The following is a 13,904-nucleotide window of genomic DNA, read 5'->3' as shown; positions in this document are numbered from 1 at the left end:
CGTCCTTATTGTTCCTGCGGAGCCGGATTGGCTTCGCTGGCGGGCTGGACTTGGTTGTCGACGATCAGCGCGGTGCCGTTCTTGAGCTTGAGCTGGCCGCTGGTCACCACCTGGTCGCCGGCCTGGATGCCTTTCAGGATGGCCACCTGGTCGCCGCGGGTGGGGCCCGTGGTGACAAACACCTGCTCGGCCACCGGCAGCGTCTTGCCGTCTTCGCCGGCCTTGGTTCCCGGCTTGACGATGAAGGCCGTGGCGCCGTAGGCGTTGTAGGACAGCGCGGCCTGGGGCAGGGTCAGGTGGCTCTGGCGGGCGCCGGCATCGATGCGGATATTGGCGTACATGCCGGGCAGCAACTTCTGCTGGTGGTTGGCGAGCTGGGCCTCCACCCGCACCGAGCGGGTGGCATCGTCCACCTTGGGGCTGATGGAGGTGATCTTGCCGCCAAACCACTGCCCGGCGCGCGCGTTGGTTTCCACGTTCACGGTCTGGCCCGGCGAGAGTTGGCTTAGCTGCTCTTGCGGCACGCTGAAATCGACGAATAGCGGGTCCAGCGCCTGCAGTGTGACGATGGCGTCGCCAGGCTTCAGGTATTGGCCCGGATTGACGGTGCGTATGCCTAGTTTGCCGGCGAAGGCCGCGCGTATCGTTTTCTTGTCCACCAGCGCCTGTTGCTGCCGGGCCAGCGCCTGCTTGCTTTTCAGATCAGCCGCCGACGCATCCAGCGTGGCTTTGGGGATGGCCTTGATCTCGTATTGGGTGCGGTCGCGGTCGTAGGCTGTCTTCGCCAGCTCGGCGGCGGCCTTGTGGGATTGCAGCAGCGCGATGTCGTCGGTGTCGTTCAGCTCCAGCAGCACTTGTCCGGCTTTCACCTCATCGCCGGACTTGAAGCGCACCTGGCGGATCAGGCCCGCCACTTCGGTGGTGACGTCCACGCCCTGGGCGGCGCGGATGCTGCCCACCGCCTGGATTTGCGGCTGCCAGGTCTGGTAGCCGGCTCGGGCCGTGCTGACCGTGGCCGGTTGCGACGACATCTCGCCGACGAATTTGGCGATCATATAACCCTTGAGAAAATTGAATCCGACCAGCGCGCCGAACAGCAGCGCCAGACAGATCAGCATCACGATCATCCGCTTCCGCAGAGGGCGCGGAGTCGGCAGGGTGGTTGTGGTCATCGGGTATTCTCCTGTTGCGGCGGTGCGGCCGGTTTTTCGGTTTCGTCCTGACGCCAGCCTCCGCCCAGCGCCTGGAACAGCGCGGCGGTGTCGGCGTAGCGCGCGGCCCGGGCCTGGGCCAGCGCGATGGTGGTCTGCTGGTATTGGCGTTGGGCGTCCAGCAGCGACAGATAGCCGATCGCGCCCAGTCCGTATTGCTTGCGCGCGAGCTCAAGGGTGTCGCGGGCGGAGGACCAGGCCTGGGTTTGGGCGCGCAGGCCTGCCGCGTCGTTGTCCAGCGCGCGCAGCGCGTCGGCCACGTTCTGGAAAGCGGACAGCACGGTTTCGCGATATTGGGCCTCGGCCTGTTCGTATGCGGCTTCGGCGGCGCGCTTGCGCGAGCGCAGCTCGCCGCCGTGGAACAGCGGCTGGGCGAGCCCCGCGCCCAAGTTCCACACGGCGGCGGCCGGCGTGAACAGCTGCGATCCCGATCCCGCCTGGCTGCCGTAGCCCGCGGACAAGGTCAGCTGCGGATAGAGCGCGGCGGCGGCCACGCCCACCTGGGCGCTGGCCTGGCGCAGCAAAGCCTCCGAGGCCAGGATGTCGGGACGCCGGCGCGCCAGCTCGGACGGCACGCTGACGGGCAGGCTGTCCGGCAGCGTGAACATGTCCAGATGGAAAGCCGGGAGTCCGCCTTCTGAGGGCAGGCGTCCGGACAAAGCGGCCAGCCGATGCCGGGTTTGAGCCAGGGATTGGCGCAGCGGCGCCAGCGAAGCTTCGGTCTGCGCCAACTGGGTTTGCTGCGACAGCACGTCGGTGCGCGCCGCGCCGCCGGCTTCGAATTGCCGGCGCAGCACGTCCAGCTGGCTGGCCTGATCGGCCGCGATGCGCTCGGTGGCCTCGATCTGCGCCCGCAGCGAGGCTTCCTGCACGGCCGAGGTGACCAGGTTGGCGCTCAGCGCCAAATAGGCTGCGCGCAGCTGGAAGCCTTGGTAGTCCACGCTTGCCTGCAGTTTTTCCAATTCGCGGCGGGTTCCGCCGAACAGATCGAAGCGGTAGCTGACGTTGACCGAGGCGTTGTACAGGTTCAACGCGCTGGCGAAGTCGGGTTGGCCGAACGGAATGCCATTGATCTTCTGCCGCTGGGCGCCCAATTGGCCGTCCACCCTGGGCAGGGACTGGCCGCCGCGTTCTGATTGATAGATTTCACCCGCCTGGCGCAATGCCGCCTGCGCCGCGGCGATATTGGGGCTGCGCGCCATCGCGTCGCGGATCAAACCGTCCAGCGCGTCGCTGCGGAACAGCTTCCACCAGTCGGCGGGAATGTCCTCGTCAATGGAAAACCGCTGAGCCAGGCCTCCTTGGCCAGGGCTGTCCACAGTCTGCGCGGGCAGGGCCGTTTCGGTGTAGCGGTCGGCCTGCGGCATGGCGGGACGGCGGTATTCCGGACCGACGGCGCATGCCGACAGTGCGGCGGCGAGGGCCGCGGCGCAAATCAACCGCGGCGCGCGCGACGGGATCGTTCTGTCGGCGCGCGGCCGAAAACCTTCGATCATTCAGTCACCTCATGATGTTGCTATGCGTGAATCCGGCTTCCGCCGCAAACGCGGACGGGCGAGAAGGTTTGCCGGGGCAGGCCGCCGATCTGGTCCGGCCTTTCCTTCGAACCGGCGCCGGCCGGGCGATGGCTGATCGGCTGAAGGACAAACCGCGGGGGCGAAACAGGGATGGATTTCCGCTTCCGGCGAAATCCCGCAGGCAAAACCGATTCGACGGCCGGCATGGTTTCGATCGTTCGAAACGCCACCTCCCGGCATGCGGCTGAATATATCCCGGCTTTGTTTTTTCACTCCGGGCGATGGGAAGCGCGGCGGATGGAGGCGAAATATCGCGCATTCGCATTTGATTCCCCGGTTTCGCCTATCCGGATGGCTGGGGTTGCCGCTTTGCTATAGTCGCCGGCAATCGATCCATCGTGCCTATTGCGTCAATAAAACCCATGCGCGTGGCAAGTGGTCCGAATGGATCGATGCCGGCCGAGCCCGGTTTTATCGGGAAAACGGCTGTGACAATTTGTCGCCATCGCTGCGATGCGAACGCTGAGCGCGCTTCGCATTCCTGAACATTGGGGTGTCCGTCGAAATGGCTGAGATTGAAAAGTTCAATAATGAACATTTGCAGGAGTTGGCCCAGTCCTATTTGCAGGCCGCGATCGCGGAATCGGCGGAGGCGGCGGCAGGCTCCTCGGCTTCATTCGATATCGCCGCGCCATTCGGCGAGTTGGGCCTGGATTCCTTTCGCATCCTGAAAGTCATCAAAAGGCTGGAGTGCGATTTCGGCACCTTGCCGAAAACCCTGCTGTTCGAGCACTTCAATATCGAATTGCTGGCCGCTTATTTCGTCAGCCAGCACGCGGCGGCGCTGGCAGAAAAATGCGGCGGTTCCGCCGCCGCGCCGCCTGCCGCTGTGAGCGCCGCCCCGGCCGGAGGCGCAGCGGCGCTGGCGATGCCGGCCGACAGCATACGCATGCTGGAAAAGAATCTGTCCGCGCATCCGGAATTGCAGGCGCGGATGGAAAAGCTGTTCGCCGTGCACAAGAACGAAGGCAGCGTCTCCCGCGGCACCCGCAACATCGCCCCCAATCTGTTCATCGGCGAGGCCCGCCGCGGCTACTTTCATTACGGCCGCTACAAGGACCTGGTGATGGCCTACGCCTACACCGGCCCGGCGGAGCATTTCGCGGATCTCGCCGCCGAATTCCATCGCTACTGCGAGCCGCGCGGCTACCAGCTGAACATGCTGACCGACGCGCCGGTGGAGACGGTAGGCGGGACGGCGTTCTCCTCCACGCCCTTCGGCGTGGTGCAGCGGGTGCTGGACATCGGCTCGTTCACTTTGGAAGGCGGCGCGATGCGCCGGCTGCGTTACCAGGTATCCAAATTCGAGAAAGCCGGCGAGGGCCGCACGGTCGAGTACCGCTGCGGAACGGACGCCAAGGTGGACGGCGAGATCGCCGCCGTCATCGACCGCTGGTGCGAAACCAAGCCCATGGTCAACCCGTTGATCCGCATCGTGCGCGAGGAAATCCTGGCGGGCAGCCTGGATGCGCAGCATCGCTTGTTCCTGACCTATCTGGACGGCGCGCTGCAAAACGTGATCCTGATCTCGGCGATGACCGCCGCCGAGCACAAGGGCTACTTGATGGATCTGGAGTTCTATCCGAAGGACATGCCGCTGGGCGGCCTGGAGTTCGCGATAGTCAACATCATCGGCGCGCTGGCGCAAGAAGGCTGCGACATGCTCAGCCTGGGCGGCACTTACGGCTGCCGGCTGGAAGGCAGCGGCAACGCCGATCCGGAGGTGGACCGCATCCTGGACGACCTGCACCGGCAAGGCATCTTCAACGACGAAGGCAATCTGCAATTCAAGAACAAGTTCCGTCCGGAAAACCGCACTATCTATCTGAGCCGCCCGGCCGGCAGCGGCCGCGCCGACAATATTATCGACATCATCCTGATGATCGCAGATCCGGAACGGGCCCAGACCCCGGACGACGAGAATCACAACCTGTCCGCGTCCGGCGCAAGCGCGGCGGCGGTCCCTCCTGTCATTCAGCCCGCAGCAGCGAAGGTCGCGGCGGCGGCCGGCATAGCGCCGCCGGGCGCGGCGCCGTTGAATGGCGAGCGCGTCCGCGCGCTGGAGGCTTGCGGCTTCAATCCGCACAATCTGGCGGCGGCGCAGGTGGAGTTCGATCTGCGGACCGATTCATGGGCGCAGCTGGAAACGCCGGCGGTGAGCCGCCGCATCGACTATCTGCGCGCCAAATTGCAGCAGCCGGCCAATATCGAAGCCGAACTGAAGCGGCTGCTGGGCTTCGAATATTGTTTGCCGGCCGAGTCCGGCCGCGTCGCGGAGAGCTTGTTGTGCAAAGCCTGGCCGAAACGCGGCCGCGTGCTGGAGAACCTGCTGTTTCCGTCCGGGCTGTTCCATCAGATAGATCAGGGCTACGAACCTTGCGAGCTGCCCCATCCGGCGGCGCTGCAGCCGGACGCGGACGAGCCGTTCAAGGGCAATCTCGATTGGGACGCGCTGCGCGTGCAGGCGGCTGACCATGCCGGGGAAATTGCCTTCGTCTGCGTGGAGGTGTGCAACAACGCCTGCGGCGGCCAACCGGCCGCGCTGTCGCACTTGAAGAGGGTCAAGGAGCTGTTGTCGGCGCATGGCATCGCGCTGGTGATCGACGCCACGCGGGTGTTGGAGAACGCGCTATTGCTGATTCGGCGCGAACCCGGCCAGGCCGGGCGCGACATCTGGGAGCTGGCGCGCGAAATACTGGACTGCGCCGACGTCGTCACCGCCTCGCTGGCCAAGGATTTCGGCGTCAACCGCGGCGGTGTGGTCGCAGTGAGGGACGCCGGCCTGTTCCGGCAATTGCAGGAGCAGCAGCGGCGCGACGGAGGCGGACTGGATGTGCTCGACAAAAAACTGGTCGGGCTTGCGTTGGCGGAAAGCGATTGGGCATCCGCTCAGGCCGCGCGCCGGGTGGAGTCGTCGGAAAAACTGTGGCAGGCGCTGAAAAACGCCGGCGCGCCGGTCATGTCGCCGGCCGGTGGCCATTGCGTGGTCGTCGATGTCGCGCGCATGCCGGAGTTTTCCGGCTTCGCCCATCCGCTGCCATCCTTTTTGGCGTGGCTGTATCTGAGCGCGAGCGTCCGCGCCGGCGCCCACAGCGCAGGCCTGCGGCAGAACGGGCCGCTGGGCGGCATGGCGCGGCTGGCGGTGCCTTTGGGACTGAAACCGGCGGAGGTCGATGAGCTGGCCGCGCGGTTGTCCCTGGCTTTCCGCGAGCGGGCGAATATCCCCGAGGTCGAGCCGGTGGGCGGCAAACAGGCCGCCGCCGGCGACATGCATGCCGAGCATGGCTTGATCCGCTACCACCGCTCCCAGCCAGGCGCGGAACCGGAGGCGGTTGCGCCCGAAGCGCGAGGGGAGGCCACATCGGCGATGGGGTCCGAACCGATCGCCACGCGCGCCGCGGGCGACATCGCCGTGGTGGGCATGGCCGGGCGCTATCCGCAGGCCGGCACGCTGGCCGAATTCTGGGACAATCTGCGCGAGGGCCGCGATTGCGTGACCGAGATGCCGGCAGAACGGCTGGCCCTGCGCGCCAGCCGCGTCTTCAACCGCGCTTACCGCGGCGGCTTCATCGACGGCATCGACCGTTTCGACTCGCTGTTCTTCAATATTTCGCCGCGCGAAGCGGAAATGCTCGACCCCCAGGAGCGGCTGTTCCTAGAGGTGGCCTGGGAGGCGGTGGAAGACGCCGGTTATTATCCGGAAATTCTCGGCGGGCCGGACGGCGGCCGCAAGGTGGGCGTCTTCGTCGGCGCGGTGTGGGCGATGTACCAGGTGGCGGGCGTGGAGGCCAAGCTGGCCGGCACCGAGGTCCACCCCAATTCCTTCCAGTGGAGCATCGCCAACCGCGTGTCCTACTGGATGAACCTGAACGGGCCCAGCCTGTCGGTGGACACTGCCTGCTCGTCCAGCCTGACCGCTCTGCATCTGGCTTGCGAGGCGATACGCAACGGCGATTGCGCCAGCGCCATCGTCGGCGGCGTCAATCTGGACGCGCACCAGCACAAATTCGACATCAACCAGGCTGGCGGCGCCTTGTCCCCCGACGGCGTATGCCGCACCTTCGGCGCCGGAGCCAACGGCTACGTGGCTGGCGAAGGGGTGGGCGCGCTGCTGCTCAAGCCGTTGGATCAGGCATTGCTCGACCGCGACCAGATCTACGGCGTGATCCGCGCCACCGCCGTCAACCACGGCGGCCGCTCCGGCGGCTACACCGTGCCCAATCCCAAAGCTCAGGGCGAGCTGATCGCCGAGACGCTGCGCCGCGCGCGCGTCGACGCGTCCTCCATCGGCTACATCGAGGCGCACGGCACCGGCACGGAGCTGGGCGATCCGGTGGAGATCGCCGGCCTCGGCCACGCCTTCGCCGGCCAGGCGGCCCAGACCTGCGCGATCGGCTCGGTGAAAACCAATATCGGCCATCTGGAGGCCGCCGCCGGCGTGGCCGGCGTCAGCAAGGCGCTGCTGCAGATCAAGCACCGCCAGCTCGCGCCGTCACTGCACGCCGAGACGTTGAACGCGCACATCGATTTCGCCGCGTCGCCGTTCCAGGTGCAACGCGAACTGGCGGCGTGGCTGCCAAAGGAGGGCGCGCCGCTGCGCGCCGGGATCAGCTCCTTCGGCGCGGGCGGGGCCAACGCCCACGTGGTGCTGGAGCAATATCGCGGCGAAGCCGCCCATCCGGACAGCGCCGGACAGCGCGTGTTTCCGCTGTCCGCCCGCAGCGAAGAGCAGCTGCGGCAGATGGCCGGGCGGCTGGCCGCGCACCTGCGCCGCGGCGATGCCGGGCTCAGCCTGTCCGACATCGCCTACACCTTGCAGCATGGCCGCAAGTCCTTTGACTACCGTTTGGCGGTGCTGGCGGACAGCGCGGCGTCCCTGGCGGACAAGCTGGAGGCCTTCGCCGCCGAGCGCGCCGATCCGGACGCGCTGAGCGGCAACGCGCGCAGCGCCGAGGGCGTCGCCCGCTTGTTGAACCGAAGGGAGACCGAACAACTGGTGGGCCTGCTGTCCGCAAGCCGGGACCCGCGCAAGCTGGCGCAATTGTGGCTGGAGGGCCTGCTGCCGGATTGCCGCGGCATGGAAAGCGAGGGACGCCGGGTATCGCTGCCGACCTATCCCTTCGCTGACAAGCGGCACTGGATTTCCTGCGGCGAATCCGCGGCGGCCGGCGCGCCGCAAGCCGCGCTGCATCCGCTGCTGGACAGCAACGAATCCACCTTCGAGCGCCAGCTTTTCCGCAAAACCTTCCGCGCCGGCGAGTACTTCCTCGCCGACCACGTGGTGTCCGGCATTCCCACCTTGCCCGGCACCGCTTATCTGGAGCTGGCGCGCAAAGCGGGCGAATTGGCCGCTGGCCGCCCGGTGGCGCGGCTGCGCAACGTCACCTGGGTCAGTCCGCTGGCGTTGGCGGATGGCGGCAGCCGCGAGGCTTTTGTCGAGCTGAAGCCCGACGGCGAGGCGGTAGCCTTCGAAGTGCGCGGCGGCGAGTCGCGCCAGCTGCACGCCCAGGGCCGTTTGTTCTACGCCGACGGCGGCGAATTGCCCGAGGAAAGGATAGATCTGGATGCCATCCGCGCCCGCTGCGGCCGGACGCTGGCCGCCGGCGAGGTGTACGCGGCCTTCGCCGCGGCCGGCATGGCTTACGGCCCCGGCTTCCGCGTGCTTTCCGAGGTGCGCTGCGGCGATGGCGAGGCGCTGGGCCGCTTGGAGCTGCCCGCCGTTTGCGCCGCCGATTTCGACAGCCTGCCGCTGCATCCCAGCTTGCTGGACGCGGCGATGCAGGCCGGCGTGGCGGCTTTGCTGGGCGCGTCCGGCGAGGCGAGGGTGCCGTACTCGCTGGGCGAGGTGGAGATGCGGGGCCCGCTGCCCCGCGTTTGCTACAGCCACGTGGTCTACGGCAGCCGGAGCGCGTCAGGCGTCGCGCGCGACGAGGTGGCCATCGTCGACGAGGAGGGGCGCGTGCTGCTGCGCATCCATGAAACCGTCGGCGTGCCCTTGGCCAATGTGCACGAAAAACCCGCTGCCCGGCCTGTTCCGGCTGAAGCGTTCGAGATGCTGCATTACGGCTGCGAGTGGCAGGCGTCGCCGCTGGACGCGGAACGCGCGGAGGCCGCTTCCGGCCGGCTGGTGCTGTTCGACACTGACCGGGCGCTGTTCGAGGCGTGCATCCGCCGCGGGTTGAAGGCCGCGCTGGTTCTGCGCGCCGACCGTTACGCCGAGTCCGGCGATCATGTCTACGAGGTGGACGCGTCCCGGCCGGAAGACATTGCCCGCGCGCTGGCCGCGCTGGCGGAGGCTGCTTGGCCGTTGGAAAGGATTTGCTACGCTTGGCCGGAGGCCGAGGCCGGCGATGAAAGCGGGTTGCGGCTGGCCTTGGACCGCGGCGTGCGCGGCATGCTGTCGCTGTGCCAGGCGCTGATCGAGCGCAAACCTGCCGTCGCGCAGCTGCTGTATCTGCATAGAGGCGATGGGACGCAGCCGCACAACGAGGCGATTCATGGTTTCGCCCGTTCGCTGGAGCTGGAAAACCCCAAGCTGTCCTGCAAGACGCTGCAATTGCCGGACGCGTTCGACGCCGATGAAATGCTGGCGGCGGCGATGGCGGAATTCAGCGCCGCCACGGCGGCGGACAAGGCGGTGCGTTATGCGGGCTGCGGCCGGCAGGCGCGCGTTTTGCGCCGCTTGTCGTTGGATGCGGCGGATGCCGGCCGCGCGGCATTGCGGCAGGGCGGCTCCTATCTGATCACCGGCGGCGCCGGCGGGCTGGGCCTGATCTTCGCCGGGCATTTGGCGGAGCGCTGCCGCGCCAAACTGACGCTGACAGGCCGCTCCGCGCCGACGCCCGAACTGGAAGCCATGCTGGAAGCGCTGCGCGCCAAGGGAGCCGAGGCGGCATACCTGCAGGCCGATGTGGCGACCGCGGACGGCGCGCGCGCGGCGGTCGAGGCTGCCCGGGCCCGATTCGGCCGGCTGGACGGCATCCTGCACGGCGCGGGCGTGCTGCGGGATTCTCTGATGCGAAAGAAGACGCGGGAGGACATGGACGCGGTGCTCGCGCCCAAGGTTTTGGGCGCCTTCCATCTGGATCGCGCCGTCGGTGATGGCGAGCTGGACTTCTTCGCGATGTTCTCTTCGCTGGCGGCGATAGGCGGCAATGCCGGCCAGTGTGATTACGCGTTTGCCAACCACTATCTGGATGCCTTCGCCGCCTGGCGCGACGCGCGGCGGCAGGCGGGCTTGCGCCAGGGGCGCAGCCTGAGCCTGAACTGGCCGTTGTGGGCCGAGGGCGGCATGCGGCTGGACGAGCAGACCGAGAAAATGTTCCGCCACAACCTGGGCATGGAGCCGCTGGCGACCCAGGATGGCTTGGCGGCCTTCGAAACGGCGCTGGCGTCGCCGCGCCATCAGGTGGCGGTGGTCAGCGGGATGCGCGACAAGCTGGAAAAAGCCTGGGGCCTGTCGCCGCGGGCGGCGGCGCCGATCCAGGCTGGCGGGGCCGAACCGGGCGGCGGCGCGCTGCGGGCGGCGGTCGCTGAGAAGCTGAAGTCGATCGTGACCGGGCTGTTGAAGCTGGGCGATGACGACTACTCGTCCGACGCCATGCTGCTGGACCTGGGGTTCGACTCCATCGGCCTGACCGCTTTCGCCAACGCGATCAACGAGGCGTATGGGTTGGAAGTCAACCCGGTGCTGTTCTTCGAGTATCCGACGCCGGCTGGGGTGGCGGACGCGCTGTGCGGCGAACACGCCGCCGCCGCGCGCCGCGTCCACGGCGGCGCGGCGGCGCCTTCGCAGCCGGGCCCGGCCACGCCTGCGGCGTTGCCGAGCGGCATCGACAAAGGTTGGCGCGCGCCCGCCGCGGCCAGGCCTGCCGACGGCAACCGCTTCGCCCGGCAACCCATCGCCATCGTTGGCATCGCCGGGGTGATGCCGCAGTCGGAAAACCTGCAAGCGTTCTGGGACAGCCTCAGCCGTGAGCGCAATCTGGTCACGGAAATCCCGCGCGACCGCTGGATCTGGGAGCATGTGCACGGCGAGCCGATCAGGGACGCCAACAAGTCCTACTCGCGCTGGGGCGGCTTCATGAAGGAGGTGGACAAGTTCGATCCGCTGTTCTTCGGCATCACCCCGCGCGAAGCCGAGATGATGGACCCGCAACAGCGCTTGCTGATACAGACCGTGTGGGCGGCGGTGGAGGATGCCGGCCATAAGATGTCCGATCTATCCGGCACCCGCACCGGTCTGTTCGTCGGCGCGTCCTCGCAGGATTACGTGGATGTGCTGGCCGACAGCGGCGCCTCGCTGGACGGCTATTCGGCCTCCGGTAACTCCCACTCCATCCTGGCCAACCGCATCTCCTTCCTGTTCAACCTGCGCGGACCGAGCGCGCCGCTGGACACCGCCTGCTCCAGCTCGCTGGTGGCCTTGCACCGGGCGATCGAGTCCATCCACACCGGCAGCAGCGAGATGGCCATCGTCGCGGGCGTGCAGGTGATGCTGACGCCCACCGCCCATATCTCGCTGAGCGCCGCCGGCATGCTGAGTCCGGAGGGCAAGTGCAAGACTTTCGACAAGTCCGCCGACGGCTATGTGCGCGGCGAGGGCGTGGGCGCGATGCTGATCAAGCCGCTGGACAAGGCGCTGGCCGACGGCGACCCGATCTACGCGGTGGTCAGATCCACATCGGAAAACCACGGCGGCCGGGTCAGCAATCTGACCGCGCCCAATCCCAAGGCGCAGATCGAACTGCTGACCGACGCCTACGAACAGGCCGGCATCGATCCCGCCACCGTCGGCTATATCGAGTGCCACGGCACCGGCACCAGCCTGGGCGATCCTATCGAGATCCAGGCGCTGAAGAAGTCCTTCGCCGATCTGTACGCGAAACACGGCCACGCGGCGCCGGCCGCGCCGCATTGCGGCTTGAGCTCGGTGAAAACCAATATCGGCCACCTGGAGCCGGCGGCCGGCATGGCGGGGCTGCTCAAGGCGCTGCTGGCGATGCGCAACCGGCAGATACCGGCGCTGCTGCATTTCGACGCGCTCAACCCCTACATCGACCTGGCCGGCAGTCCGTTCTACATCGTCGACAAGACCACGCCTTGGGCCGCGCCGCGGGATGCAAGCGGCGAGGCGCTGCCGCGGCGGGCAGGCGTCAGCGCTTTCGGCTGGGGGGGCGCCAATGCCCACGTGGTGCTGGAAGAGCACGTTCCGTCTGCGCGCCGTCCGGCGGCGGCGGGCGCGCAATTGCTGGTGCTGTCGGCCAAGAACGATGAGCGGTTGCGCGCTGGCGCGGCGAATCTGGCCGCCTACCTGCGCCGCCACGATGTCGATCTGGCCGATCTGGCCTACACGCTGCAATTAGGCCGCGAAGAAATGGACGAACGGCTGGCGCTGGCCGCCGCGACCCGCGAGGAGTGGATCGCCGGCCTGGAGGCGTATGCGGGAGGGCGGGAGACCGAAGGCCTGCTAAGCGGCCGCGCGGCGCGCAAGCTGGCCGAAGAGGATGCGCTGCGTCCGGATGGCGGCGGCGACTTGCGCCGCCTGGCCGAAGCCTGGGTGGCGGGCCGCCGCGTCGAGTGGGCGGGGCTGCACGCCGGCGCGGATCGCCGCCGGCTGAATCTGCCCGGGTATCCGTTCGCCCGGGAACGCTATTGGATAGAGCCCGCCCCGGCCGAGCGCGGCGCGCCGGTATCGGTATTGCGCGGGGCGCAGGTGGGGCGCGTGCTGGCGCGTCCCGCATGGACGCCGCTTGCCGCGGCCGCCCGCAAAGCCGCGGGCGATTTCAGCCGCCGCGAGTTGTTGCTGTGTGGCCTGCCCGCGATCCATGCCGCCAGCCTGGCCGGCAAATTGGGGTGCGACGACGCTTCGCACGCGGCGATGCCGTCCGACACCGGCTTGGCCGAGCGCTACCGGGCAGTCGCCGTGGATTGCTTCGAAAGGCTGCAGCGCCTGCTGCGCGCCAAGCCGGCTGGGCGGGCATTGTTCCAGATCGCGGTAGCGGAAAGCGGAGACGGCGCGCTGCTGGCCGGCTTGGAGGGTCTGGTCCGCAGCGCCCGGCTGGAACATGGCGGCCTGGCGGCGCAACTGGTGCTGTTGGGCGATGCCTGCTCCGAGGCTGTTCTGGCCGAAAGGCTGAAGCTGGCGGCCGCCGCGCCGGACGAAGCCGTGCTGCGTTTCTCCGGCCGCGAAGCCAGCGTCAAGCGCTGGCATGAGGCGGATGCGCCGGAGAAGGCCGCGCCGGCCTTGCGCGCTGGCGGCGTCTACCTGATCACCGGCGGTTTGGGCGGCCTGGGGCGCATCTTCGCCCGAGACATTCTGGCGCGGGCCGCGGACGCCATCGTGGTGCTGACCGGCCGCGGCGGCGCGGATGACGAGCGGCTGGCCGAGCTGAAGCGCCTGGCCGCGGACGCTTCCGCCCAGCCGGCGCGCCTGGCCTACCTGCGGATGGACCCGGCGGACCCGGCCCAGGTCGAGGCCGCCATCGCGGAAACGCTGAGCCGCTTCGGCGCGCTCAATGGCGTGATCCACAGCGCGGGCATGACCCGGGACAGCTTGATCGCCGGCAAGACCCGAGCGGATTTCGAGCGGGTGCTGGCGCCCAAGGTGGACGGCGCGGCGAACCTGGACGCGGCGACCAGCGAGCTGGACCTGGATTTTCTGGCGCTGTTCTCGTCGGCAAGCGCCGTTTTCGGCAACGCCGGCCAGGCCGACTACGCGGCGGCCAACGGTTTCCTGGATCAATTCGCCCATTGGCGCAACGGACAGGCGGCGGCCGGCCTGCGCAGCGGGCTGACACTGTCGATCAACTGGCCGCTGTGGGAAGAGGGCGGCATGGGGCTGCCAGCCAAGGCCAGGGTCCGCATGCTGGAAGCGACCGGCATGTTGCCGATGCGCAGCGAAACCGGCCTGGCGGCCTGGCATGACTGCCTGGCGGCGGGAGGCGGGCAGACGCTGGTGATGGAGGGACAGACGCCGCGGCTGAGACGGCTGCTGTCCGGCAACGAGGCGGACGGGGCCCCGCGGCCGTCCGCGCCGGCGCGCAGCCTGGCCGCCGACAAGCTGCGGCAGCTGGTGCTCGCCGATTTGCGCGGTTTTCTTGCAAAGGAAGTCTGA

General features: G+C 68.1%; 3 protein-coding genes. 1 reads left to right on the top strand and 2 read right to left on the bottom strand.

The features are described from left to right. Positions 1-5: 5 nt before the first annotated feature. Both VA599_RS10835 and VA599_RS10830 read right to left on the bottom strand, forming a co-directional pair. Complete coding sequence (locus VA599_RS10835; RefSeq protein ID WP_234004393.1) at positions 6-1,172, bottom strand: efflux RND transporter periplasmic adaptor subunit; 1,167 nt, start codon at positions 1,170-1,172, stop codon at positions 6-8. Continuing rightward, positions 1,169-2,707, bottom strand: coding sequence for an efflux transporter outer membrane subunit (locus VA599_RS10830; protein ID WP_346788579.1), 1,539 nt, complete (start codon positions 2,705-2,707; stop codon positions 1,169-1,171). Before VA599_RS10830 ends, VA599_RS10835 begins: the two co-directional genes overlap by 4 nt. A 586-nt stretch (positions 2,708-3,293) precedes the next feature. Between VA599_RS10830 and VA599_RS10825 the strand changes: the two genes are divergently transcribed. Beyond that, positions 3,294-13,904, top strand: a complete 10,611-nt coding sequence (locus VA599_RS10825; RefSeq protein WP_346788578.1) for an SDR family NAD(P)-dependent oxidoreductase — start codon at positions 3,294-3,296, stop codon at positions 13,902-13,904.

It is taken from the genome of Chromobacterium indicum, assembly GCF_039708975.1.
Taxonomy (GTDB): Bacteria; Pseudomonadota; Gammaproteobacteria; order Burkholderiales; family Chromobacteriaceae; genus Chromobacterium; species Chromobacterium piscinae.
This window is presented reverse-complemented; position numbering and strand designations above follow the sequence as displayed.

Excerpts from the sequence above, each read along its gene's own strand:
- VA599_RS10835 (WP_234004393.1), bottom strand. The coding sequence starts at position 1,172 with ATGACCACAACCACCCTGCCGACTCCGCGCCCTCTGCGGAAGCGGATG.
- VA599_RS10830 (WP_346788579.1), bottom strand. The coding sequence starts at position 2,707 with ATGATCGAAGGTTTTCGGCCGCGCGCCGACAGAACGATCCCGTCGCGC.
- VA599_RS10825 (WP_346788578.1), top strand. The coding sequence starts at position 3,294 with ATGGCTGAGATTGAAAAGTTCAATAATGAACATTTGCAGGAGTTGGCC.